The organism is Nocardia sp. NPDC127526, assembly GCF_042672265.1.
In the GTDB taxonomy this organism is placed as follows: domain Bacteria; phylum Actinomycetota; class Actinomycetes; order Mycobacteriales; family Mycobacteriaceae; genus Nocardia.
On the sequence record NZ_JBHXVO010000005.1, the window covers coordinates 351,851 to 376,421 of the forward strand.

Sequence of the window (24,571 nt, forward strand, 5' to 3'; positions counted from 1 at the left end):
TATCCGCAAACGCTTTACGCGAGGTAGACGGGGAAACGGGCGCTCGCGCTGTCGAGTTCGGCTCGCTCGCCGGGCGTGGGGACACGGCGGCCGGTGCCGATCAGCAGGGCATCATTGTCGGAGAACGACGCCGGAAATGGTGTGCCCGCGATCTGTTCGAGCAGATGCCGGGTGTAAGCGAGGACCTCGGCAGGCGGCTGAGCCGCATTCGGGAGATGTTCGATCAGATCCAAGTGGTGCAGAGTCCACTCCAGGACATACGCGGACAGATAGTCACCGGCGGTGAGAACCATGTCGCGAGTGCTCACACGCAAGTCCGGATCGGCAAGCGCGGCAGCCCGTCCCGCCGCCGCGCCGACATCGTCGAGATGAAACTTCAGCAGACCCGGCTCCTGATAGGCCGCCGCCAATCGCACGATCAGCGCGTCGAGCGGATCGTCCCCGGTCGGCGGCTTTTCAGTGGTCTCCCAGTAGGTCACCGCGGTCCGAGTCGGTTCGCCGTCGGCCGGTGTCACCAGCGTGATCAGAACATCCTGGGCATCGATGATCAAGTGGCACACCAGATCCCGAACCAACCACCCGGCGCACCCGGACGGCCGGGCGAAGTCCTCGTCCGGAAGATCGGCGACGGCGGTGCGCAGTGCTGTCCACGAGCGTGCGAAGAGGTCCACGCATCGCAAGCTAACAGCTCCGCTGTCCCCTCACTCCGGCATTTCGCCCATGAACAGCATGGCGAGGCAATCCGGCAGCGCGGTGGAACCACCCTGCTCGCGGGCCGCGGCCGAATTCGCTTGTCGGCGGGGCCGGACGCGGGGCAACCTTTCGGAATGACCGACCTACGAGTGCTGAGCCCCGACGACTGGAAGCTGTGGCGACGACTGCGGCTGGCTGCGCTGGCGGAAGCGCCGTACGCGTTCGGGTCGCGGCTCGAAGACTGGCAGGGCGAGGGCGATCGGGAGGAGAGATGGCGGGATCGGCTGAGCATTCCGGGATCTCGCAATCTGATCGCGATGGTGGATGACGAGCCTGTCGGGATGGCGAGCGGCATCCCCGGGCCCGAATTCGATGCGGCCGAGCTCATCTCGATGTGGGTCGCTCCGGTCGGGCGCGGGCTCGGGGTCGGCGATCGGCTGATGCGGGGTGTCGAGGAGTGGGCCGTCGAGACGGGGGCGCGGAGCCTGCGGCTGACGGTGGCGCCCGGGAACTCGCGGGCCATTGCGCTCTACCGGCGCAATGGGTTCGAGGCCACCGGGGAGTTGGGGGATGTCCTGGCCGATGGCCGGCGAGAAATCGTCATGGCGAAGCGGATCCAGGCGCGGTGACCGCGCGGAGCCGGATCGGCGGGCTTCTCGAGAACGGGGCAGGCGCCGATTCTGGCGTGCACGCGGCGGCGGTTCCAGGCGCCCGGCTCCACCAGGACGCGATCGGTCGCGGCCAGCAGGAGCGGGAGGTCGGCGGAGCTGTCGGTGTAGGCGCAGGCGATGGGGCCGAGGAAGCCCTGGGCGCGCAGGCGGGCGAGCTTCACCGGGCCGTAGCAGTGCACGCTCAGGGCCAGCGCGCCCCGGCGGCGGACCAGGGTCGAGCCCAGCACCTCCACGCCGGTGAGACCGAGTCGGCGGCAGATCCGGCGGGCGAGACGCTCCTCACTGCCGGTCACCACGACCACCTCGTGACCGGCGGCGCGATGCTCGCGCACCCGGTCCAGCGCGGACTCGATGCGGCGGCCCGACTGCGGGCGATAGTGGCGATCGACGTAGGACTCCACGAGCTGCTCGTAGTGCGCATCCGACATGCCGACCGTGGCGCACCACAACCACAGGTTCACCGCGGGCCGCCGCAGCCGCGGAAACACCAGCATGGGCCCGGCGACCAGCGAGGACAGGAACCCGCGCACGGGCCGCGAGACCAGCAGTTCGGTGAGGAACCGGGAGAAGCTGTCGCCCCGCACCAGTGTGCCGTCCAGGTCGAAGATGACGACTTCGCGATCACCCATGTTCCTATGATGATCGACTCAGCGCCGGGCCACGCGGAGAAAAACAATCGCCCCGATCGTTCACCCAGTGATCACACAGTCGATCACCGCTCGCGGTACCGGTCGGTATGCGCGGATGTGATACGACTGAGGCAGTTTGTTCCGGAACGAATGAAGGAGAAGGTCATGGGCGCGTTCACCGTCGCAGAGGCCAAGGCGGTCTTCGAGAGGGTCGACGCCAATGGCGACGGGTACATCACCGTCGAGGAGTACACCAAGGCGGTTGAAGCGTACGGTTTCTCGCACGCCGACGCCGAGAAGGCCGCCCTGGCCATCCTGGAGAAGACCGATCTGGACGGCGACAAGCGCATCAGCCTCGCCGAGTTCCTGACTCTGGTCAGCTAACAAGATCACCGGGAAACTGTGGCGGCATTTCGCGAGAAGCCGCCGCCACAGTTTCCCGGTCGGCGATGTTTCACATTGGGATCAGAACACACCACTGCTGACGGCAGCAGTGAATGCGGCCCAATCGTTTCCGGAGAACAGCAGAGCAGGGCCACTAGGGTCCTTCGAGTCACGCAGGCCGACAATGCCTTCCGGCAACCAAGCCACTTCGACGCAGTCGGTCTGACCACCGCTGTAGCTGCTCTTGAACCAGTTCGCCTCGGGGAGATAGGTATTCACGTCACATAACTCCTCGCCACCCGCCGGAGCAGGTCTCGCGTGTGGGTCTCGTCCAAGGCCGTACGCCGTATGGCCGAGGCCATTTCATGGTAGCGCCGGATATCGTCGGCGTGTTCCAGGTACAAGTCTGGTTTCCCGTTGCCTTCGAAGTAGATCAACGGGGGTTCCACTTGGCGTCCCTTGGAATCGATCCCGAAGTCGAGAAGTACGAACGGTCCATGCAGCACGCCCCAGCTACAGCCTGCCGTGAACGGATGTATGCGAAGCGACACATTGGGAAGCTTGCTGACTTCCGCCAGGTGGTGCAGCTGAGTTGCCATGACGCGCGGTCCGCCGACAACGCGATGCAGTGCTGACTCGTGCAGGAGCAGTTCGAGTTTCACTGGATCGGCTTTACGAGTGATGATCGTCTGCCGCCGCAAACGGAACTCGACGCGGCGGTCGATTTCCTCGGCGTCTCTATCGTGGTAGAACGCGCTGATCGTTGCCCGGGCGTAGTCGGCCGTCTGCACCAAACCCAGGACGATCTCGTGGTAGGCGATCAACTGCCGTGCGGCAGCCGCCAGCCCGACGTACATGTTGAACGTCGTATCGCTGTAGAGCCCGCCGAAGGCGGTGTACCAGGATGCGACCTGTGCCTGTTTGGTGAGTTCGACCGCACGATCGATGTCGCTCGAAGTGAGTTCGTACAGCTCGCACAGCCTTTGGACGTCCCGGATGCGAGGCTTCTTGACCCCGCCGGTTTCGATGCGGTGCAACGCGGTCTTACTCAGCTCCATCAGATGCGAGACTCGCTCCAGCGACAGCCCCTGGCCTTCACGAGCCTCGCGCAGGAACCTCCCCAGCTGGCGCCGGGGCAGTCTCGTCGGTTCATCCGCGCTGGTCATGTCTGTACCCTCCGCAATATTCGGAACGGAAACACATACCCGCGTGGAACGGACTGTACGTCGAATACGGAACGCTTCCTGCCGATTTCCCGCAACCGGTCCCAAACACCCGATTCTCCGTACGCAGGGGCGATGCCAGTGGTGTGCTCGGGCTACATCACATCAGCCGGACCGGAGGCCCGTAATGGACACCGACGAGCGCGACCAGATCGAAATCCGTGTGATCGAAGATGTGCTGGACATTGTCGAGGCGCGGCTACACGAACGTGAGCGCCACGGATGGCGGCTGACCGCGCCGCGCTCGCGCGTCTATGCCACCGTGCTGCACGCCGTCATCGTCAGTGCCCGTGCGGCGCACAGGTTTCCGGCCACGCTCGACGGGGCCGACATTCTCGATACGATCCTCGAGGGCGCGGAACCCACCGATTCCCTTGCCGGGCAACCGGTCGAGGACATCATCAGAGATCACATCGTGCACTCGAACTGACCGGGTCGCCCGTGGAATCCTCGGGATAGAACACGGCGCTGCCCGCCACCTCCACCACCACCTCGTCACCGAGTCGCACCGGCAGCGGTGACGGCACCCTGGCCAGTAGATCCGCGCCCGTGGCGGCGCGCAACAGCACGACCGCGTCGTGGCCGTGGAAACTGACCCGCCGCACAATGGCGGTGGCGTGACCGTTGGATTCGGTCACCGGGCGCAGGCGCAATTGCTCCGGTCGCACCAGCAGTGAGCCGTTTCCGCTGGCCGGAGCGGTGAGCGGCACCGTACCCAGCGCGGTGCGCGCCACCGGGCCGTCGGCGGTGGCGGTCAGCAGGACCGCCTCACCCAGGAAGCGGGCCAGCGCGATATCCACCGGTCTGCGGTAGATCTCCTCCGGCGGCCCGGCCTGCGCCACCCGGCCCTCGCGCAGCACCGCGACCTGGTCGGCCATGGACAGCGCCTCGTCCTGATCGTGGGTGACCAGCACCGCGGTGGCGCCGAGTTCGGTGAGAATCTCGCGCACCTGATCCCGCACCTGACCGCGCAATCCGGCATCCAGGGCGGAGAACGGTTCATCCAGCAGCACCGCCGCGGGCCCGGGAGCCAGCGCCCGCGCCAAGGCCACCCGCTGCTGCTGCCCGCCGGACAACTCGTGCGGCCGCCGCTCGGCATAACCTTGCAACCCAACGACTTCCAGCAACTCCCCCACCCGCCGGCGCCGCCGTCGCCGCGCCGCAACATTCCAGCCGCGCAGGCCGTAACCGATATTGGCCGCCACCGACAAGTGCGGAAACAACGCCGCCTCCTGCGGGACGATGGTCACCTTCCGCCGCTCCGGCGGCAGCACGGACGTGGCCGTCGCGACCACGCGACCACCCACCCGAATCTCCCCCGCCGTAGGCCGCAAGAACCCCGCCACCGTCCGCAACAACGTGGTCTTCCCGCACCCGGAGGGACCGAGCACCGCAGTCAGACTCCCCGCGGGAATATCCAGATCCACCCCGCGCAACACCTCGACACCCCGGTACCCTACGTCCAGCCCGCGAATCCGCAACTCGCTCATGGGAATACCTCCGTCGCCGCACCGCCGCCCGAGCCCGCAATTCCTTTCGTCAGCCCTTTCGCCAGCCCTTTCGTCATTCCGGCGCACTTTTGGCCGGAATCCACCACGTCGGGCGAGATCCCGGCCAAAAGCATGCCGGGATGACGGGCGGAACCGCCGAGAAAACGGCCGGAACTACCGGGACGACGGGCGGAACCGCCGAGAAAACGGCCGGAACTACCGGGACGACGGGTGACGCTGCCGAGGAGACGGGCGGGACCAACGCCGAGACGACGGGCGAAACTCGCGCCGAGCCGATGGGCAGGACTCGCGGGGAGACGACGCGCAAGACTCCCGGCTGGACCACGGGCAAAACTCACGGCTAGACCACGGGCGGAGCTGCTGTCTACGCGTCCAGCGGCTGGCGCGTCCAGCCACGCCACCCCGCCCGTGCCCGGCGTTCCCAGCCCCACCGCTCCACCCGCGCCCGGCGTTCCCAGCCCCACCGCTCCACCCGCACCCGGCGGCCCCGGCCGCGGAGCGCGACCGCGCCCCTCGGCCACCCGTTGCAGCACGACCGTCGGGACCACCGACACGACTACCAGCGCCAGCGCGTACCACGCGGCCTGGGTGTAGTTGATGACCTCCGCGTGCTTCCACAGCTCCAGTGCCAGGGTGTTCCGGCCCGGCGGCTGCAGGATGAGTGTCGCGGGCAATTCCTTTGCGCAGCTGACGAATACCAGAGCCGCACCGGCCAGGATGCCCGGCGCGGCCAATGGCACCGTCACCCGGGCCAGGGCGACAAATCCGGAATTCCCTAGTGAGCGAGCCACTTCCTCGAACTGGCGCGGCGAGGACGCGACCGATGCCCGGACTGCGCTGATGGCGATCGGCAGGAACAAGGCGATATAGGCCAGCACGATCATCTGCCCGCGCCCGTACCAGGCCGTCGCCGCATTGATCCCGAAATACACCAACGCCAACCCAACCGAGATGGCGGGCAACGCATATCCGGCGTACGCGGCCAGTTCCACGCCGCGAGCGAACAGGCCCCCGGAGCGCGCGGCGAGAATGCCGACCGGCAGCGCCAGCAGTATGGTCAGCACCGCGCCCCAGCTCGCGAACGACAGGGTGTTGCCCAGCGCCGCAACGAGTTCGCCGATATCCAGGCTTCCGGTGGTGCGACCGGTGAGCCACGGCAGCAGACCGCCGAGCGGCATGACCACCGACGCCGCCACCAGAATCACGCACGCCAGCAACGCCACCGGCCGCGCGAGACCCAGCCGCAGTGGCGCGGCGGGGCGCGCGACTCCCCCGCCCACCCGGGTCGCGCCCCGGCCGCGCGCCCCCGCTTCGGCCACCGCGAACAGCAGCGCCAGCACGACCAGCGCCAAGCTGATCACCCCGGCGGCGGTGCGATCGAAACTGGCGTTGTACGCGTAATGGATTCCCTTGGTGAAGGTTTCGTAGCGCATCATCGCCACCGCGCCGTAATCGTGCAGCACATACAACGCCACCAACAGCCCGCCCGCCAGCAACGCCAACCGAATCTGCGGCAGCGTCACGGAGAAGAACGCGCGCACCGGCCCCGCGCCGAGCGACCGCGCGACCTCCTCCGGCGCGGCATCGGCGCCCCGCAGCGCGGCATACACGGGCAACAGCACCAGCGGCGCATTACTGGTCGCCAGCACCAGCCACGACCCGGTGAACCCCGCCAGCCCCGGGAAATGCGTGAGCCACGAGAATGCCGACACATAGGAGGGAATCGCCAGCGGCATCACCAATAAGGGCAACAGCATCCGCCGACACGGCAGATCCGTCCGAGCCAGCAGGTACGCCGCCCCGGTGCCGAGCACCATGGCGCTCACCGTCACGACGGCCAGCAGACTCAGCGTGTTCTGCGCCAACTCCCCGGTGCGAGCCGACCAGGTGTACCGCCACACCAGCGCCCACCCGCGATCCGTGGCCCGCAACACCGTGTACACCAACGGCAGCAGAGCAATGGCGACCGCCGGCAGCACGGCGAGCGACAGCACCGCTCGCCGCACCAGATCCGGGGATACCTTCACCGCCATGCCGAGGCCCGATCACCAACGCCGCGCGGCGAGTTCACCACGGCACCAAGCGAACCCGCCGCCCCAGGGGGCGGTGTCGCTGCGGCGCGAGGAGGGGTCACTTGAGTAGACCGACATCCCGGAGCATGGCCTCGGTTTCGGAGACCGAGGAGAGCTGGTTCAGGTCGATGGCGGGCGGGCTCAGTTCGGTCAGGGTGGGGAGATTGTGCTTGGAGGTGATGTTCGCGATCACGGGGTATTCGCCGGTCTCGTCGGCGAAGTACTGCTGGGCGCGGGCGCTGAGCAGGAATTCGACGAGTTTGGCGGCGGCTTCCTTGTTGTCGGAGCAGGTGAGGACGCCGGCGGCGGCGATATTGACGAGCGCGCCCGGTTCTTCGGAGCCCTTGAAGTAGTGGATCTTGGCGGTCACGTTATCGGCTCCCTGGGCGGCGGCCTTCATGAACCAGTAGTAGTGGTTGATCAGGCCGAGGGTGAGCCGGCCCTGGTCGACCGCATCCAAAACGGCGCTGTTCTTGTCGAATTCGACGGGCTCGACGGCCTTGAACTTCTGCAGCCAGGCGCGGGCGCCGTCCTCGCCGCGGAGCACGCGCAGGGCGGTGACGAAGCTCTTCCACGAGGCGTTGGTGGGCGCGTATCCGATCTTGCCCCGCCACTTCTCGTCCACCAGACCGTCGATGCCGCCGGGCAGGTCGGCGGCGGGGATCTGGCGGGGATCGTAGGCCAGCACCCGGGAACGCAGGGTGATGGCGACCCATCGCTTGCCCGGATCGGCGTATTGGGCGGGCACCGCCCCCAGGACCTGCGCCGGGAGTTCGCTCAGATAGCCGTTCGCGGCCAGGGCGCCCAGTTCGCCCGCATCCTGGCCGAACCAGACGTCGGCGGGGCTCTTCCCGCCCTCTTCGAGGACCTTGACCGGCTTCTGGTCGTAGAGCGCCTCGATCTTCACGCCGGCGCCCAGAACGTCGGGACCGATCGAGTTCAGCAGGGGCGCGACCAGTTTCTCCGTGCGGCCCGAATACACGGTGACCGTATTGGGATCGCCGGAGTTGTCGCAGTTCGCGGCGACCTCGTCGGCGCGGTCCGTACCGCCGTCGTTGCCGGAGCAGGCCGTGAGGGCGAAGGCCGCGACCGCCGCCAGGGCCGCCATCCGCAGGGTGGTGTTTCTCATGAGCATTCCTTCAGGCGCGATGCCCTTCACGGCGTGAAAAGCTAGGCTAACCTATATTAGCCTTGACTAATTCACAATCGTTTCGTAATTCACGACCGGGTACGAGCGACTCGTTTGCGCCACCCCGGAAATGCCCGAGACCGGCGCAGCGCGGGCGCCGCTTGGCTACAGTCACCGCGAAAGTGACTGATAGACAGGTTCATTCATGAAATTGCGGATCAAATGGCCGACGGTGGCGGCAGCGGGGGCATTATTGGCGGCCTCGTTCCTGGTGACGGACGCCCCGGCGGCGGCCCAACCTGCCGCGACCTGCTCGACCACCTCCACCGGCAAGACGATCGAGGAGGACATCGGCGGGCGGCCGTACCTGCTGTTCGTACCGCCGGGGCTGTCCGGACCCGCACCGCTGATCGTGGCTTTACATGGCGGACAGAGCAATCCGGCGAAATTCGAGGGCGAGAGCGGGTGGACCGGCTTCGCCAGTGCCAACAAGGTCATCGTGGCCTATCCGCGCGGCAGCAAGAACGAGGGCACCGACAAGTGGGCATGGGAGTTCGCCCGCAATGTCGGGCCGGATGTACCCTTCCTGCGCAATGTCGTCGGCGAAATCACCGGAAAATATTGCGTCGCTTCCGAACGAATCCATTTCGTCGGCCACTCCAACGGCGGGCAGATGACCTCGCGAATGGCTTGTGACGCATCGGATCTGATCGCCTCGGCGGCCGTCTGGGCGGGCGCGAAGGGCGCGTGGGACACCAGCGCGAACGAATGCCCCACCAACCGCCCGATCGCCTTCGGGGTGATGCTCAACGACAATGATCCGGTCATCTGGCAGTGGGTCGCCGAACAGCATCGCGATCACTGGCGGGAGATGAACGACTGCGGCGCCGAGCACAGCGAATCCGGGCCCGGAGTACTGCGCGGGCAGCGCTTCGACTGCGCGGCCGGAACCCAGGTCGTCTACCGGCTCTACGACGGACCCGAGGATGTGACCAAGGCGCACGATTGGCCCGCCGGTGACCGCGGCGCCGATGTGCGGAATCGGATGTGGGCGCTGTTCAACAGCAACCCGCTTCCCTAGTTCGGCGGCCGGCGCGAGCTCAGTGGTTGGCGCGCTGCTTCTCGAAGGCGAGCAGCAGATCGGCGGCGACGCTCACGGCAATGACGGCCGGTTCCTTGCCCGCGATATCCGGCAGGCCGATCGGCGTCTTGATGCGAGTGAGATCCTGCTCCGAATGTCCGCCCTCGGTGGTGAGGCGCTTGCGGAAGCGAGCCCACTTGGCGGAGGACCCGATCAGGCCGATGGAAGCCAGATGATCACTGCGGAGGGCGGCGTCGCAGAGGGCGGCGTCCTCCGCGTGATCATGGGTCATGATCAGAATGTGAGTGCCCCGAGGCAGCTGCTCGAGCACCTCCTCCGGCAGCAGCGGCGTGTGGTGCACATGCACCTGCGCCACCGAATCCGACAGCGCCGCCAGGCGTTCCGCCTCCAGCATCTCGCCCCGGGAATCGATCAGGTGCAGATCCAGATCGTGGCGCGCGAGAATGCGCGCCAATTCCATTCCGACATGGCCCATTCCGAAGATCGCCACGGCGGGCACCACCGGCAGCGGCTCCAGCAGCACGGTGACCTCACCGCCACAGCACTGCACGCCGTGGCGGTTGGTCACCTTGTCGTTCAAGGCGAATTCCATCAGCTCGGGCTCCGCATCGGCCTTGCCGAGCAGCTCCCGCGCGCGGTCGATGGCGACGGCCTCGACGTTGCCGCCGCCGATCGATCCCCACGATTCCGTCCGGCCCACAACCAGTTTCGCGCCGGCCGGACGAGGTGCGTGACCGCGCACGGTCGCGACGGTGACGAGCACGCCGGTTTCCCGGCGGGCCCGCAACCGCGCGACCGCGGCCACCCACGTCATGTCAGACACCGACTCGACCCGGTTCGGGGGCGGATTCGGCCCGGCTGCGCACCGAATCGATCGCCCAGAAGACCGCCTCGGGCGTGGCGGGCGCGCCGAGCTCGACGCTCACCCCGGCCGGACCGAACGCACCGGCCGCCTGGCGCAGCGCCTCGCGCACCGAGAACGCCAGCATGAGCGGCGGTTCGCCGACCGCCTTGGAGCCGAACACCGCGCCCTCTTCGGTGGCGTTCTCCAGCAGCGTCACATTGAAGACCTCGGGCATCTCCGAGAAGCTGGGCAGCTTGTAGGTGCTGGCCGCCTGGGTCAGCAGCCGCCCGCGACCGGGACCGTCGCTGACGTCCCAGCGCATGTCCTCCAGGGTCATCCAGCCCGCGCCCTGCACGAAACCGCCTTCGACCTGGCCGATATCGATGAGCGGGGACAGGCTGTCACCCACGTCGTGCACGATGTCGACCCGGCGGATGCGGTACGCGCCGGTGAAACCGTCCACCTCGACCTCGGTGGCGGCGCTGCCGTAGGCGAAGTACTTGAACGGCGAACCGTGCATGGTCTTCGCATCCCAGTGCAGACCCTCGGTGCGGTAGAAACCCGACGCCGACAACTGCACGCGCTGCATGTAGGCGGTGCGGCAGAGGTCGTTCCACTCCAGCTGCTTCTCACCCGGGCCGAGCGGGCGCGCAATGCCGTCGGCAATGCGCACATCCGACGGGTTGACGCCGAATTGCGTTGCGGCGACCTGCAACAGGCGCTCCCGCAGCTGTTCGCAGGCGTTCTTCACCGCCGCGCCATTGAGATCCGCGCCGGAGCTGGCCGCGGTGGCGGAAGTGTTGGGCACCTTGTCGGTTCGCGTCGGAGCCAGCCGCACCTTGTGCAGCGGGACGCCGAGGGTGGTCGCCGCCACCTGCAGCATCTTGGTGTGCAGGCCCTGCCCCATCTCGGTGCCGCCGTGGTTGATGAGCACCGAGCCGTCCTTGTAGATGAGGACGAGCGCGCCGGCCTGGTTGAAGGCGGTCAGATTGAACGAGATGCCGAACTTGATGCCGGTGATGGCCAGCCCGCGCTTGGTGTGCTCGTGGGTGGCGTTGAACAGCTCGATCTCCCGCTTGCGGGCCTCGATATTGCCGTTCTCGATGACCTGCTCCCAGGTGGCCTCGATGCGCTCCGGATGCCGCACCGGCTGGCCGTACGGGGTGGTCTGGCCCTGGCCGGGACGGTAGAAGTTGCGGCGGCGCAACTCCATCGGATCCAAGCCCAGCAGCGGCGCGCAGCGACCGAGGATGTCCTCCATGACGAGCATGCCCTGCGGGCCGCCGAACCCGCGGAAGGCGGTATTGGAGGTCTTGTTGGTCTTGGCGATCCGGCCCTGGAAGCGGGCATTGGGCACCCAGTAGGTGTTGTCCAGGTGGCACAGCGCGCGAGCCAGCACCGGCTCCGACAGATCCAGGCTCCAGCCGCCGTCGGCGGTCAGCGTGGTGTCGAGCGCGACCAGATGGCCGTCGGCGTCGAAGCCGGCCTTCCAGGTGGCGTGGAAGCCGTGCCGCTTGCCCGACATGGTCAGATCCTGAGTGCGGTTGAGCCGCAAGCGAACCGGGCGACCGGTGAGCGTCGCGCCGAGCGCCGCGATGGCCGCGAAACCGTGCGGCTGCATCTCCTTGCCGCCGAAGCCGCCGCCCATGCGCAGGCACTGCACGGTGACCTCGGAATTGGTCAGCCCCAGCACGTGGGCGACTATCTCCTGCGTCTCCGACGGGTGCTGGGTGCTGGACTGGACGAAGATCTGCCCGTTCTCGTCGACCAGGGCCAGCGCGGCATGGGTTTCCAGGTAGAAGTGCTCCTGATCGGAGAACTGGAACTCGCCGGTGAAGATGTGCTCCGCCTCGGCGAAACCGGTCTCGGTATCACCGCGCTGCACCAGCGGCTGCGCGCCCTGGAAGGCATCGGCCGCAATGGCATCCGCGATGGTGATGAGCGACGGCAGCGGCTCGGTGTCGACCTCCACGGCGGCCGCGCCCAGGCGCGCCGCCTCCAGGGTCTCGCCGAGCACCCAGCACACCGCGTGACCGTGGAAGCAGACCTCCTCGGTCGGGAACAGCGGCTCGTCGTGCTTCACCCCGGCGTCGTTGACGCCCGGCACATCCGCAGCGGTGAGCACGCGGACCACGCCGGGCACCGCCAGCGCGGGCTCGGTGCGAATCGCCTTGATGCGCGCATGCGTCTCGAAGACCTGCACCGGGTAGGCGTGCAGGATGTCCTTGGTGCGGTACACCAGATCATCGGTGTAGAGGGCGGCGCCGGTGACGTGCAGCGAGGCGGCCTCGTGCGGCATCGCGACACCCACCACGGGGTTCTCCGGTCGCTGTGACAGGTGGCTCATGACAGCACCTTCCCGGCGGTGGTATCCGCATACAGTTTCAACAGGCTCTGGCCGAGCATCGCGGTGCGATACCGGGCGCTGGCGCGGTGATCGTTCATCGGGGTGCCCGCGGCCTGCAGGATCTGCGCGGCCTGCCGGACGGTGTCCTCCGACCAGGACTGACCCACCAGCGCGGCCTCGGTGTCGAGGGCGCGAATCGGGGTGGCGGCCACACCGCCGAGGCCGATGCGCGCCGAACGCACCACGCCGTCCTCGATATCGAGCGCGAAAGCGACCGCGACACTGGAGATATCGTCGAAGCGGCGCTTGGCGATCTTGTGGAAGGCGGTGACCGGGGCCAGCGGCGTCGGGATGCGGACGGCCTTGATCAGCTCGTCCGGGCGGCGCACCGACTGGCGGTAGCCGGTGAAGTAGTCGGCCAACGGCACTTCGCGTTCGCCGTCGGCGTCGGCCAGCACGACCGACGCGTCCAGGGCCAGCAGGACCGGCGGGCTGTCACCGATCGGGGAACCGGTACCGAGATTGCCGCCCAGGGTCGCGCTGTTGCGGATCAGGCGGGAGGCGAACTGCGGGAACAGCTGGGCCAGCAGCGGCACGCTGCCGTCCAGGCGACGCTCGATCTCGGTGAGGGTGAGGGCCGCGCCGATCTCGATGCGATCGGATTCCACACGCAGACCGCGCAATTCGGGGAGGCGGTCGATGGCGATGGCGTAATCCGCCCGGCGGGAACGGATATTCACCTCCACGCCCCAGTCGGTGCTGCCGGCGACGACCACGGCTTCCGGGTGCTCGCGGCGCAGGCGCAGGGCCTCGTCCAAGGTGGCGGGGCGGACGAAGGTGCGGCCGTCCTGGGTGAGCACGGTGGGGACCGGCTCGGCCGGGGCCTCGGCGCGGCGCTGGGCCAGCGGATCGTCGGCCTCCGGCGCGCCGACCGCGTAGGCGGCGTCGCGAATGGGGCGGTAGCCGGTGCAGCGGCACAGATTGCCGCTGAGCGCGTGCAGGTCGAAACCGTTCGGGCCGTGCTCGGCGTCGTCGCCGTGGCCGCCGCAGGGCGTGGCGTGGCCGTTGGCGCCGCCGTTGCTGCCGGCGCTGCCATTGCCCTCGGGGCTGCCGTGACCGTTGGCGCTGCCATTGGCGCTGACGCTGCCGTTGGTCTGTGCGCTGCCGTTGGTCTGTGCGCTGCCGTTGGTCCGGTCGCTGCCGTTGGCGGAGGCGCTGCCGTTCGCACCGCCGCAGAGCGACGCCGCGGGCGTGCGATCGGGGCGGTAGTACTCGGCCGCCATGCTGCAGATGAAGCCCGGAGTGCAGTAACCGCACTGGGATCCGCCGCGCACCGCCATCTCGCGCTGCACCGGGTGCATCTCAGCGGGCGTGCCGAGACCCTCGGACGTGATGATCTCCTGGCCGTCGAGTGCGGCCGCCGGAATCAGGCAGGCATTGACCGCCACCCACTCGGTGGGCTCCACGACGCCGGGACGCGCCACCAGGATCGAACAGGCGCCGCATTCGCCTTCGGCGCAGCCTTCCTTGGCTCCGGTCAGACCGCGCTCGCGCAGGAAGTCCAGGATCGAGGTGTGCGGGGCGGCCGAAATCGGCGTTACCGTGCCGTTGATTTTGATCTGTGGCGTAGTCACGACACGCCCCCATTTCCGAATCCGGGCATGTTTATATCTCGAATTTTCATTCTAGGCCGCTTTCTACTTCGAGCACGCAAACCCACAGGCCGGGGAAGCGAATCAGGACATCAAAGAAAACGGATGTCAGAAGCCGTGGGCGACGCGACCCGGAACCCACACCGTGCGGTGGGCGAGGCGACGGAGATCGGAGCGAGTGAACATCCGGGTCGCCTCCTTCCAGGTCCTATGCGCCGGGTGTGCTGCCGAAAGTACGCGAGTCGGCGCTCGTGGGTCAAATCACATCGAGGGCTTCCCGAGGGATTCGTAGGTTCCTACGAAACGCCGTGGTCAGCCCATAGATTCGGCTGGATTTTCATCTACCGCGGCAATGCCTTCGAATTGATTCGGAAATACGAAAAGCCGCCGCCCGCCAATGCTCTGCGGCGGCGCACGAAGTGCGGTATGAATGACCTGCTGTCGGCGGGTTCCGGGGAGGATCGGTAGTGCTACGGGTGGGCGAGGTATTCGCGGGCTACCGCGTGATCCGCAAGCTCGGCTCCGGCGGCATGGGCTCGGTCTACCTGGTCAAACACCCGCGCCTACCCCGCTACGACGCCCTGAAGGTACTGAATCAGGGTCCCAGCGCCGACCGCGAGTTCCGGGCCCGATTCCTGCGCGAGGCCGAATTGGCCGGGCGGTTGAGCCATCCCAATGTGGTGGCGATCCACGACCGCGGGATCTTCGAAGGCGCGCTGTGGATAGCCATGCAGTATGTGGAGGGTTGCGATGCCGCCGACCTGGCGGGGTCGGGGCCGGGTGCGCTACCGGTCGAACGCGCGCTGCACGTGATTGCCGAGGCCGCCCGCGGCTTGGACGCCGCCCATGCGGCGGGCCTGCTGCACCGCGATGTCAAACCCGCCAATATCCTGGTCTCGCCCAAACCCGGCGCACCCGACCGCGTCCTGGTCACCGACTTCGGAATCGCCCGGGCGACAGCCGAATCCACGGCGCTGACCGCCGACGGCGAGGTGCTGGCGACCGTCGCCTATGCCGCGCCCGAGCAGATCAGCGGCGAGCCGCTGGATCACCGCGCCGATGTGTACGCCCTCGGCGGCACCCTCTATCACCTGCTCACCGGATCCAAACCGTTCCCGCGGCCCACCCCCGCCGCGATCATGTTCGCGCACTTGACCGATCCGCCGCCCCGTCCCTCGCTGATCGTTCCGGGATTGCCCGCGCAGCTGGACGGCGTCATCGCGCGGGCCATGGCCAAGAACCCCGCCGAGCGCTACCCCAGCTGCGGCGCCCTGGCCGCGGCCGCCGGTGCGGCGCTGCGCGGGCAGGAGCAACCCGCCGAACCGGTCCCGCCACCCCGGCGGCGACTCGGAATCGTCATAGCCACAGCCGTTCTCGTGGTCGTGCTCGCCCTGGCCGCCGGAATCGGGATCTGGGCCACCGGATCCCGGGACGACTCCCCCGCGGTTGCCGCCGGCACCAGCACAACCGCCGCCCCCACCACCACCGGGATCCGCGACTTCTCGGCCCAGTGGGGTCAGGTCGGCTATATCGTCTCGGCCTTCCCCGATCTGCTGCCGCACACCACCCTCGGCACCGGCTATCGCGGGTTGCGATGCACGAGAAGCCAAGTCAATGCGACCGTGATGCCGTCGGCCGTCTCCCCCGACTTCGATGCGATGAACTGCACCGGCGACGGCAATCCGCTGTCCAGCCTCACCCTGGCCTGCAACTCCTCCCATCTCCCGTTCCCGGCGCAGGCGCTGCCCGACGTCACGAAAACCGGTGAACAGCAATGGACTCGGAGTTCGGGCAGCGGCCGGGCGTTCTGGGGCGACGGGCAGGACGCCGACGGCCGCGCCACCGGCGTGCTGCAGATCAGCTTCGACCATCCGGCCCAATCGTTCTGCCTGCTCACGGCATTCAGCCGCAACGGGTCGGGACAGACGCTCTACGAAAGGTGGTGGCCGGGTGCGCCGGTCTGACCGAAAAGCATGTGCGACAGCGATGGCAGCCATCGCGCTCGCGGTCGTCCCGCTCACGGGCTGCACCGGGGAGCCGGGATCCGGCGTCCCGGCATCGAATACACCGGCGACGTCGACCACGCCGGCGCCGGATCTGAGCCACCTGGACGTGGGCCCGTTCGGCGGCGACCCGCTGACCGAGCCCGCGAACACCGACGAGTCGTACGGGCGGATCATCGAGGCGGCACGGCTGGGCGAGGCCGTCGTCAATCCGTACGACATCGGCAAGCCCTACGCCTTCGGCCATCCCTCGCTGCTGCCGACGCCGCAGGACACCACCGGAATCCTGGCCGGCGCCATCAGCCCGGTGCTGACGAACCGCGGCATGATCACCGGATACAGCGTCGGCGGCGCGGATACCGTGGACCCGAGCAACTTCCAGCCGATCATCGGCACATCGAAATCGCTGCGCATCACGGTGCTGCGGATGCCCGACGAGGCCGCGGCCCGCGCCGCCGCCCAGGAGATCGACACCGCGGATGCCGCCGTGAGCGCCGACAATGTCACCGTGGCGCTGTCCGGATACGCGGAGGCGCGGGCGCATTGGCGGCCGCAGGTGCCGACCCTCGCGGCCACCGTCGCACGCGGGCCCTATGTCGTCACCCTCTTCATCACCGATGCGGCCACCGACCTTGCCGCGATGACCGCCGTCGCCACGGCCACCTTCGATGCCCAGCTATCGCGGCTGGGCGCGTTCACCGCGACGCCGGCGGGCAAACTGGCGACGCTGGCCTTCGATACCGACGGCATGCTGCGGCGCATGCTGCCCGCGCAGACCGGGAAGTGGCCGTACCCCGCCATCACCAATCTCGATCGCGGCACCACAGCCGGATACGGCGGACTGCACGCCGCGACCGGCGTGGTCTACGGGCCCGGCGGCGCGGACCAGTGGACCCGGGACGTCAACAACACCTCGCCCGATCGGCCCGTCGTCGACCGGATGGGCGTGGTCGACGATCGCTGGCTGCTGCGCTTGCAGGATCCGGCTCGGGCGCGACAGTACTTCGATGCGCGCGCGGCGGAGTTCGGCACGACCGATGAGAAGATCGCCGGGCCGGCCGGGGTCGACGACGCGGCCTGCTTCCGCAGCCGGGATCCGCGGTTCGAGTTCTATTACTGCCAGGTCATGGACGGCAGGTATGTCGCGAATGTCACTGCGACCGACCGGCAGTCGGCGCTGCAGATGGCGGCGGCGCAGTACGCGCTGCTGGTCAAGGGCCGCTGAAGCGGGAATGCGGACATTAGGGCCCGGATCGGTCGTCGCCGGGTATCGGATCGAGCGGCTGCTGGGGACCGGCGGCGCGGGCGCGGTCTATCTGGCGCGGCATCCGCGGCTGCCGCGCAAGGTCGCGCTCAAGGTGCTGTTCGCCGAACATCACACCGATGACGGGCCCGGATTCCATCGCGAAGCGCAGGTCGCGGCGCGCCTCGACCATCCGAATATCGTCGCGATCCATGACCGGGGTGTCGACGACGACATGTGGTGGATCGCCATGCAATTCGTCGCCGGATACAACGCGGCGGAACTGCTCGGTGGTCCCGGGCCGGTGCCGCTCGAGCGGGTGATCGACATTATCGCCGGGGCCGCGGCCGGATTGGACGAGGCGCATCGCGCCGGGCTGCTGCATCGGGATGTGAAGCCGGCCAATATTCTCCTCGAACCAGCCGCCGTCGGGCCGGATCGGGTGCTGGTCACGGACTTCGGAATCGCCGGCGCGGCAGACGATTCGACGAGCGCGCGGCGATCGCCGTTCTCGCTGGCCTATGCCGCGCCGGAGCAGATACGCGGGGACGCGCTCGATCGGCGCGTGGACGTCTACGCCCTGGGCTGCACCCTCTACCACCTGCTCACCGGCGCGGTGCCGTTCCCGCGCGACTCCACCGTCGCCGTCATGCACGCGCATATGACCGTGCCGCCGCCTCGGCCCAGCGCCGCCCGGCAAGGGATATCGGCGGCCTTGGACGCTGTGGTCGCCCGGGCCATGGCCAAGGATCCGGCGGCTCGCTACGACAGCTGCGGTGAGCTGGCGGAGGCCGCTCGCACCGCGCTGCACGCGCCACCGGTCACCCGGGGCAATCGCATTGCCCTCGCGCTCGCGGGCGGGGCGACGGTCGCGGTGATCGCGGTGGTGATCGCGGCGACCATGCGGGATTCGGGGCCGGGGGCCGCGAACGCGCCGACTCCCAGCCCGTCCGCTCCCCCGCCGACCTCGGCTCCCGCCCCAACCTCGGCCGCGACCACATCCGATTGGGGCGCGTTCGGTTTCATCGTCGACACCTTCCCCGCCCTGCTCCCCGCCACTCCCGCGACGAGCGGGTTCGGCGGCCTGCGATGCAGTCCCACCGACAGCGCGGGGCGCGTCGTCTCCACCGATTCCGCCGGCGCCGAGGCCGTGCTGCAGTGCTCGGGCGACAGCAATCCGGTTACGGCGCTGCGCGTGACGTGCAATGCCGACCGTTCCGCCTTCCAGCCCCCGGAGCCCACCACCGCGAACGAGGGACAGGAGACCTGGGTCCGCGCATCCGGCTCCGGCCGCTCGATCTGGGGACCCGCGCCGACGGGAAGCGCGGGCCGGATGACGATCAGCTTCGATGCGCCCAGGAATCACTGCGTCGTGCAGCTGTTCGGTGGGTCGTCCGGTCAGGATCTACACGATCGGTGGTGGCCCACCGCGCCGCTGTAGTGCCGGGCACGGGCGGTCAGACCACCACCAATCCCGCGACGATGAAGGTGACGATCACCAGCAGGGCGAACCAGCTGATGAGCTGCCAGTGCTGGACGGCGGAGCGCTGACTGGCGACTGTGAGGCGCAAGGTGGCGTCCACGCGGTCGTGGTCGGCCAGGCGGCGGCGGACCTGGGCCAGATCATCGGCCTGGTCCTGGGCGGCCTGCTCGGCCCGTTCCAGGCGATGGGTCATGCGGAGCAGCTGCTTGGACTTGTCGCGGGTGATCTTGCGAGCCAGGGCCAGGGCGGTGCGCTGGTTCATCAATTCCTGGCGCTGCCGTGCGATGACGGCCGCCTGCGTGCGGGTGTGCCGTTCCCAGTCGGTCACCTTCGCCCAACCTCCCGTGTGTTCATCGCGGAAGCCGTACGCGAACTCTTCCGCCACCCAACCCGAAATGAAATCGCGCAATTCGCAGGCGGCATGGCTGGGTGTCACCACACCTCCCGGTCCGGTGGTCAGCACGCCGCCGACCGCCCGGTACTCGCAGCCCTCGGCCGCGAAATCGTCAATGCCCAGCGCGGGCAATTGCGAGGTCCAGAAACCAGGAGGGCAAATCCATAGCACTTCGCTACAACCACTGGTCCGCAACATGCTCGTGAGCGCCCGGGCTCGCGTCAACTCCGGTGGTGCGCTGGACACCTGAATGGCGACCATCCGATCACCCTTGCGCCACAGCACATCCGGAATATGAGCACCGAAGGCCACATCGACCTGCGCCTCCTCGGCCCCCGCCGCAAGCAGCCGGCCCCGCAGCCAGTACTTCAGCCGCTGGGCATCCCACCGGCAATCGACGCATCCGGGTTCGATACAGCGCTCCCCCGGCGCATGACCGCGCGAATCCGCAACGGTCGTCTTCCGATTCGGTCGCGGGCCGGCGAGCGCCACCGGCCGCCGATGCGGAACTTCCACTCGCCTCGTGCTCACACGATCACATCCCCAGCCACTTCCACCACATGGACCGCCCCCGCTGTTCCGGGAACCACCAGCCCACGCCGTACTTCCAGAGTGCCCGAGCAAACAGTGCCCTTCACAGCGAAGCGGCAAGATTCGTTACCCGATCGCGAGCGGTACGTAATGAACGGCGATGCCGATCGTGATGCGCGCAAAGCACATACCATGCAGTTGAATCCGTTCACACGCTTGACAGTTCGGTGGACACAGCGCGTACATCATCGGCAAGATCACCCGATCGCGGGCACGGATCCGCGGGATCTGACCGCTATCTGAACAAAGTCCGGGACAGAAACGGCGCGTCGCGGCGCGACCCGGCCGCACCCTGAGCGGAGGCGGAGCGATCGGAGGACACTGAAGCCATGAGCTTCCAGAAGATTCCGGCTGGTACGCGCGGAAACAAGACCATGAAGTTGAATCCGTTCACGCGCTTGATGGTTCGGCTGATGCAGCGGGTCCATCGTTTGCAAGGGGACAAGTTCATGGGGATGGATCTGCTGTACCTGACCACCATCGGCGCAAGATCCGGACAGGAGCGGCGGGTCGCCCTCAGCCGATTCGCCGAAGGGGACGGGTGGCTGGTGCTGGCGTCGGCGGGCGGGGCGAAGGAACAGCCGGCCTGGTACCACAATCTCGCGGCGCATCCGGAGCAGATCTGGGCGGAGGTGGCGGGAAAGAAGATCCGGGTGACGGCCGAGCAGTTGGAGGGCGAAGCCTACGACGCGACGTGGAAGCGGATCACGACGGACCAGCCGCGGTACAACGGGTATCAGAGCAAGACCGACCGGCGGATACCGATCATCAAGCTGACACCCGCATAACCGAGTATCAGTCGCCCGCACGGCGGCTCAGCGGCGCACCGGGGGGCCGAATTCATCCTCGCGGCTGACCCGCGAGATCCCCAATGCGGATGCCAGCGGACCTTGCCGCCGCTACTCTTTCGAAATGTTCGACACGCAAGCCCCGAATGCGCTGCTCAGAAGGGCGCGCGTCGCGAACTCGGTGGCCTTCGCACTCCAAGGTTTCTTTCTCGCCGTCATCCTCACCGAACTGCCGCAGCAACGCGACAAATTCGGGCTGACCGACACGCTCATCGTCGTGTCCGTGGCCATGATCTCCCTGCTCGCGGGAGGCGGCAGCCTGCTCGCCGAACGCATGGCCCTGCGCTGGTCCAGCCGGGCGGCATTGCGAATCGGATTGGGGCTCATCGCCGTCACCGGAACCGCTGTCGCGCTGTCGCCGAATATCGTCGTCGTCTTCGTGACGCTCGGGTGCTACGGCGTGGCCGTCGGCATCGTGGACGCGGGCACCAATATGCAGGCCGTATTCATCCAGCACGGCTACGGGCGCTTCGTGCTGTCGTCGTTCTACGCGGCCTGGAGCGCCGGAGCCATTGCGGGCGCGCTGTTCGTGTCGATATTCGAAGCCGCGAAGGTTTCCCTGGAACTCTCCATCCTCACCGCGGCCATGATCGTCCTGGCCGCCGGGCTCGCCGCCGGACCACGACTCCTCGGCACCCAGCAGGCCGAAGCCGGGCCCGCCGAATCCGAACCCGCCGGATCCGTGCCGACCCGAATCTTCCTCGCCTTCGGCGCAGTCGTCGCCCTGGCCTTCGCCATCGACTTCGCCGTAGGCAACTGGTCCGCGCTCTACCTGACCGACGACCTGCTCGCCACCTCGTCGACAGCGGCCCTCGCCCTGGCGGCGTACCAAGGCGCATCCCTGCTCGGCCGACTCACCGGAGACCTCTGGGTCCGCCGATTCGGCCCGCGCACCGTCGTTCGCGCCGCAGCCCTCATCGGAACGCTCGGCCTCACGATCGTCGTAGCCGCCCCCGGCCCGGAAATCGCCATCCTCGGATTCCTCGTAGCCGGTCTCGGCCTCCCGGTCATCGTCCCCCTGTGTTTCAGCGAAGCCGGCCAACTGACCAGCGGCCGCGACCTGGACTCCCTGATCGCCCGCCTCAACCTCTTCAACTATGCAGGCACTTTGATCGGCGGCGTGGTCGTCGGCGGCATCGCGGCCGGACTAACCCTCCGAGCCGGATTCGCCGTCCCCCTTCTCTTCGCGGTCATCCTCATCGGTTTCGCCCGCGCCTTCCACCCCCGCGCCACCACCTTGCCCGCCCCCGCCGACCCCACCCCCGGCCATGCTTCACTGGACAAGTGAGCAGCCCCGTGATCATCGAACGAGCCACCCCCGCCGACGCCGAAACCCTCAGCGAAGTAGCCGCCATCACCTTCCCCCTGGCCTGCCCACCCGAAACCACCCCGGAAGACACCGCCGAATTCATCGCGAACGTCCTCTCCCCCCAACGCTTCACCGAATACCTCACCGACCCCACCCGCACCGTCCTCAAAGCCGTGGCCGAAGACAAACTCATCGGCTACGCCCTCCTCAACGCCTTCGCCCCCACCGACCCGGACGTCATCGCAGCCCTCGGCGCGGAACTCGACAACCTGATCGAGGTTTCCAAGGTCTACGTCCTCCCCGACCACCACGGCGGCGGCGTCTCCGCCCAACTCATGACCGCCGCCCTCGACGCCGCCCGCGCCGGGGGAGCCACCGGAGCATGGCTCGGCGTGAACCAGAAAAACGTTCGCGCCCAACGCTTCTACGCAAAGCAGGGCTTCACCGTCGCCGGCACCAAAACCTTCCTCGTCGGCGCCCAACTCCACAACGACTACGTCATGCTGCTGAAGTTCTGATCGGCGATCACCGCTCCGGACGGCTCGGCGGTGGCGTGAACCCAGCGGGCCACACGGTCATGTCGTTGTAGTAGATGTTCGTGAGGTTCGCTCCGTCGAGATCGGCGCGAGTCAGATTGGCACCTGCGAGACTCGCATCAGTCAGATCCGCACACCTGATCCGGTCACGGTCGTCACTTTCGCAGCCGATTCGCGCTCCGGTGAGGTTTGCCCCATCGAGCCACGCGGAGTGCAGGTTTGCGCCGTTCAAATCCGCATCCACCAGGCTCGCGCACGTTTGCGCTTTCACCTGCTGGATGCCATCGCCATCAGCGCCGTACTCACTGAGGCACGAGAGGCGGGCCTCCTGAAGGTTTGTGCAGACCGGCGACCTATCCAGAGGGAGACGGCAGCTGAGGCTCGCACGATCGAGATTTGCTCCGGCGAGGACGGCGCCGGTGAGGTTCGCACCGTACAGGATGGCACGCGAAAGGTTGGCTCCGGACAGGTACGCTCCTGTCAGATCAGCTTCTACCACAGATGCGTCCGACAAGTCGGCGCCAGTGAGGTTTGCGCTGAGCAGTACCGACCCGGTGAATGATGCGCCGGACCACTGAGCGTAATCGAGCTCCCCGTACGCCAGACAGGTGTTGGTCAGTTCGAGTCGAAAGGCATCCCGACTCGCATCCCGGCGTCCGATCACGATCAGAGCGGCACTGATATCACTCGGACCTCGCTTTGCTTCCGGCTGCCCGACTGCTGTTGTATTCCGCGAGATCTGATCGCATTCCGATCGTGGCGAGTTCGCCCTCACGAACTCGAGCAGCACGGTGAAGACGACAGAGTGATCGGCGGGAGAATCCCGGGCGAGCCGCTCGAACAAGTAGATGCCGGAGACGCGTGCATCGATATTGTCCTTGCTCAACAGATCGGCAGCCTTCTGGAAGCGATCGGTGACCGCGACATCCAGTGCGGCCCGCAGAGACTGACTGGTGAACCAGAGCGCACCGACCGCCGCAATGGTTGTGACAATCGCTGTGAGACTGGTCCATCCCTGCCAGACGGCGAACCGGTGGATGACATCCCGGGTACGTCGCCACCATGACCGCGACGGCGGTGGCGGATCGGCCGGGGGATCCTGCGGTGGCGGCGTCGGCCGCCGCAGCGAATACCCTCGACCAGCCACATGACGTCGTCGTCCCGGTGTCGGCCCGCCCCCCACGGCAGCTCCCCTTTCGCGAAAATGACTGCGAGCGTAGAGCGTAACTGCCCTGAGGGCGGGCACTGATCATCGGAGCCGAATCTGGCGGATTATGCCGCCGTGCGGTCGACTTGGGCGCCGGCGCGCAGTTCCATACGGCGGCCGGTGAATTGGGCTCGCATGCGGCGGTCGTGGGTTACCAGGACCACTGCGCCCGGGTATTCGGACAATGCCTGCTCCAGGTCTTCCACCAGGCCCGGGGACAGGTGGTTGGTGGGTTCGTCCAGGAGGAGCAGGTCGGCGGGGTCGGTTACCAGGCGGGCCAATTCGATGCGGCGGCGTTGGCCGTAGGAGAGTTCAGCTACGCGCAAGGTCAGCTCCGACGGGCGGAACAGGCCGAGGGCGAGTAGCTGGTCGGCGTACTCGTCCGGGTAGCCGATCCGGCCGGAGGCGAAGGCTTGCAGCACAGTCAGGTTCGACTGCCAGGGGGATTCCTCCTGTCGTAGGTGGCCGACTCGGCCGCGGATTGTTACCGAGCCCGCATCCGGGGTGAGTTCACCGGCCAGCAGGCGCAGCAAGGTGGTCTTGCCTGCGCCGTTGGGGCCGGTCACCAGCAGGCGGTCGGTTGCGCCGAGGCGCAAGCCGTCCAGCCGCAGGCGGCCGTCGACGACGATGCCGGTCAGCTCCGCCACCGGTGGCCTCGCAGCGGGTGCTTCCCTTGTCACCGGGGAGCCTCCCCTTGTCC

22 protein-coding genes and 1 pseudogene are annotated in these 24,571 nt (G+C 67.8%); 10 read left to right on the forward strand and 13 right to left on the reverse strand.

The genetic code is table 11. The features are described 5' to 3' along the window. Window positions 1–14 precede the first annotated feature (14 nt). The gene (locus ACFVIV_RS12705) at window positions 15–671 is read right to left on the reverse strand and encodes a maleylpyruvate isomerase N-terminal domain-containing protein (RefSeq protein WP_379195566.1); all 657 of its coding nucleotides are present in this window, start codon (window positions 669–671) and stop codon (window positions 15–17) included. Between the two features lie 156 nt (window positions 672–827). Here ACFVIV_RS12705 and ACFVIV_RS12710 point away from each other — a divergent pair, with 156 nt between their 5' ends. After that, window positions 828–1,322 carry a GNAT family N-acetyltransferase gene (locus ACFVIV_RS12710; RefSeq protein WP_379195568.1) on the forward strand — a complete coding sequence of 165 codons (495 nt, stop codon included), beginning with the start codon at window positions 828–830 and terminating at the stop codon, window positions 1,320–1,322. On the opposite strand, the gene ACFVIV_RS12715 is transcribed toward ACFVIV_RS12710, so the two are convergent. Then, window positions 1,223–1,993, reverse strand: coding sequence for an HAD-IB family phosphatase (locus tag ACFVIV_RS12715; protein ID WP_379195570.1), 771 nt, complete (start codon window positions 1,991–1,993; stop codon window positions 1,223–1,225). The genes ACFVIV_RS12710 and ACFVIV_RS12715 overlap by 100 nt on opposite strands. A gap of 165 nt (window positions 1,994–2,158) precedes the next feature. Between ACFVIV_RS12715 and ACFVIV_RS12720 the strand changes: the two genes are divergently transcribed. After that, a complete protein-coding gene (locus tag ACFVIV_RS12720; RefSeq protein ID WP_379195572.1) occupies window positions 2,159–2,377 on the forward strand; it encodes an EF-hand domain-containing protein in 219 nt (72 codons plus the stop codon). A gap of 81 nt (window positions 2,378–2,458) precedes the next feature. On the opposite strand, the gene ACFVIV_RS12725 is transcribed toward ACFVIV_RS12720, so the two are convergent. Further along, a complete protein-coding gene (locus ACFVIV_RS12725; protein WP_379195573.1) occupies window positions 2,459–2,656 on the reverse strand; it encodes a DUF397 domain-containing protein in 198 nt (65 codons plus the stop codon). Continuing rightward, window positions 2,653–3,543 carry a helix-turn-helix domain-containing protein gene (locus tag ACFVIV_RS12730; RefSeq protein WP_379195575.1) on the reverse strand — a complete coding sequence of 297 codons (891 nt, stop codon included), beginning with the start codon at window positions 3,541–3,543 and terminating at the stop codon, window positions 2,653–2,655. Before ACFVIV_RS12730 ends, ACFVIV_RS12725 begins: the two co-directional genes overlap by 4 nt. Window positions 3,544–3,727: 184 nt before the next feature. Here ACFVIV_RS12730 and ACFVIV_RS12735 point away from each other — a divergent pair, with 184 nt between their 5' ends. Beyond that, window positions 3,728–4,030: a hypothetical protein gene (locus ACFVIV_RS12735; RefSeq protein ID WP_379195577.1), complete on the forward strand. Its 303-nt coding sequence runs from the start codon at window positions 3,728–3,730 to the stop codon at window positions 4,028–4,030. Here the strand turns inward: ACFVIV_RS12735 and ACFVIV_RS12740 are convergent. The 3 genes from ACFVIV_RS12740 to ACFVIV_RS12750 all read right to left on the reverse strand — a co-directional run bounded on the left by ACFVIV_RS12740 (window position 4,002) and on the right by ACFVIV_RS12750 (window position 8,312). Next, window positions 4,002–5,090, reverse strand: a complete 1,089-nt coding sequence (locus ACFVIV_RS12740; protein ID WP_379195579.1) for an ABC transporter ATP-binding protein — start codon at window positions 5,088–5,090, stop codon at window positions 4,002–4,004. The genes ACFVIV_RS12735 and ACFVIV_RS12740 overlap by 29 nt on opposite strands. Further along, on the reverse strand, window positions 5,087–7,144 hold the full coding sequence (locus tag ACFVIV_RS12745) for an ABC transporter permease (protein ID WP_379195581.1): 2,058 nt from the start codon (window positions 7,142–7,144) through the stop codon (window positions 5,087–5,089). The genes ACFVIV_RS12740 and ACFVIV_RS12745 overlap by 4 nt, the downstream gene beginning before the upstream one ends. 97 nt (window positions 7,145–7,241) lie before the next feature. Beyond that, window positions 7,242–8,312 carry an extracellular solute-binding protein gene (locus ACFVIV_RS12750; RefSeq protein WP_379195583.1) on the reverse strand — a complete coding sequence of 357 codons (1,071 nt, stop codon included), beginning with the start codon at window positions 8,310–8,312 and terminating at the stop codon, window positions 7,242–7,244. 205 nt (window positions 8,313–8,517) lie between these two features. On the opposite strand from ACFVIV_RS12750, the gene ACFVIV_RS12755 reads away from it, so the two are divergent. Further along, the gene (locus ACFVIV_RS12755) at window positions 8,518–9,393 is read left to right on the forward strand and encodes an alpha/beta hydrolase family esterase (RefSeq protein ID WP_379195584.1); all 876 of its coding nucleotides are present in this window, start codon (window positions 8,518–8,520) and stop codon (window positions 9,391–9,393) included. Between the two features lie 19 nt (window positions 9,394–9,412). Here ACFVIV_RS12755 and xdhC read toward each other — a convergent pair whose 3' ends face one another. The 3 genes from xdhC to ACFVIV_RS12770 are packed head-to-tail and all read right to left on the reverse strand — an operon-like array spanning window position 9,413 to window position 14,239. After that, on the reverse strand, window positions 9,413–10,228 hold the full coding sequence (gene xdhC / locus ACFVIV_RS12760) for a xanthine dehydrogenase accessory protein XdhC (RefSeq protein WP_379195586.1): 816 nt from the start codon (window positions 10,226–10,228) through the stop codon (window positions 9,413–9,415). Window position 10,229: 1 nt separating this feature from the next. Continuing rightward, window positions 10,230–12,605, reverse strand: coding sequence for a xanthine dehydrogenase molybdopterin binding subunit (gene xdhB, locus ACFVIV_RS12765; protein WP_379195588.1), 2,376 nt, complete (start codon window positions 12,603–12,605; stop codon window positions 10,230–10,232). Continuing rightward, on the reverse strand, window positions 12,602–14,239 hold the full coding sequence (locus ACFVIV_RS12770; RefSeq protein ID WP_379195590.1) for an FAD binding domain-containing protein: 1,638 nt from the start codon (window positions 14,237–14,239) through the stop codon (window positions 12,602–12,604). Before ACFVIV_RS12770 ends, xdhB begins: the two co-directional genes overlap by 4 nt. 485 nt (window positions 14,240–14,724) lie before the next feature. Here ACFVIV_RS12770 and ACFVIV_RS12775 point away from each other — a divergent pair, with 485 nt between their 5' ends. From ACFVIV_RS12775 to ACFVIV_RS12785, 3 genes are read left to right on the forward strand one after another with little or no spacing between them, the layout of a single operon-like run. Beyond that, on the forward strand, window positions 14,725–16,221 hold the full coding sequence (locus tag ACFVIV_RS12775; RefSeq protein WP_379195592.1) for a serine/threonine-protein kinase: 1,497 nt from the start codon (window positions 14,725–14,727) through the stop codon (window positions 16,219–16,221). A 22-nt stretch (window positions 16,222–16,243) separates the two neighbouring features. Next, window positions 16,244–17,485: a hypothetical protein gene (locus ACFVIV_RS12780; RefSeq protein WP_379195594.1), complete on the forward strand. Its 1,242-nt coding sequence runs from the start codon at window positions 16,244–16,246 to the stop codon at window positions 17,483–17,485. 7 nt (window positions 17,486–17,492) lie between these two features. After that, window positions 17,493–18,944 carry a serine/threonine-protein kinase gene (locus tag ACFVIV_RS12785; protein WP_379195596.1) on the forward strand — a complete coding sequence of 484 codons (1,452 nt, stop codon included), beginning with the start codon at window positions 17,493–17,495 and terminating at the stop codon, window positions 18,942–18,944. Window positions 18,945–18,960: 16 nt separating this feature from the next. Here ACFVIV_RS12785 and ACFVIV_RS12790 read toward each other — a convergent pair whose 3' ends face one another. Continuing rightward, window positions 18,961–19,911: a hypothetical protein gene (locus tag ACFVIV_RS12790; protein WP_379195598.1), complete on the reverse strand. Its 951-nt coding sequence runs from the start codon at window positions 19,909–19,911 to the stop codon at window positions 18,961–18,963. A 389-nt stretch (window positions 19,912–20,300) separates the two neighbouring features. On the opposite strand from ACFVIV_RS12790, the gene ACFVIV_RS12795 reads away from it, so the two are divergent. The 3 genes from ACFVIV_RS12795 to ACFVIV_RS12805 all read left to right on the forward strand — a co-directional run bounded on the left by ACFVIV_RS12795 (window position 20,301) and on the right by ACFVIV_RS12805 (window position 22,646). Beyond that, entirely contained in the window at window positions 20,301–20,759 is a 459-nt protein-coding gene (locus ACFVIV_RS12795) for a nitroreductase/quinone reductase family protein (protein ID WP_379195600.1), read from the forward strand. Between the two features lie 124 nt (window positions 20,760–20,883). Then, a complete protein-coding gene (locus ACFVIV_RS12800) occupies window positions 20,884–22,107 on the forward strand; it encodes an MFS transporter (RefSeq protein WP_379195602.1) in 1,224 nt (407 codons plus the stop codon). After that, window positions 22,104–22,646: a GNAT family N-acetyltransferase gene (locus tag ACFVIV_RS12805; protein WP_379195604.1), complete on the forward strand. Its 543-nt coding sequence runs from the start codon at window positions 22,104–22,106 to the stop codon at window positions 22,644–22,646. The genes ACFVIV_RS12800 and ACFVIV_RS12805 overlap by 4 nt, the downstream gene beginning before the upstream one ends. A 7-nt stretch (window positions 22,647–22,653) precedes the next feature. On the opposite strand, the gene ACFVIV_RS12810 is transcribed toward ACFVIV_RS12805, so the two are convergent. Both ACFVIV_RS12810 and ACFVIV_RS12815 read right to left on the reverse strand, forming a co-directional pair. Next, the gene (locus ACFVIV_RS12810) at window positions 22,654–23,811 is read right to left on the reverse strand and encodes a pentapeptide repeat-containing protein (RefSeq protein WP_379195606.1); all 1,158 of its coding nucleotides are present in this window, start codon (window positions 23,809–23,811) and stop codon (window positions 22,654–22,656) included. Between the two features lie 125 nt (window positions 23,812–23,936). Next, a pseudogene (locus tag ACFVIV_RS12815) lies at window positions 23,937–24,571 on the reverse strand (ATP-binding cassette domain-containing protein); the annotation flags it as partial.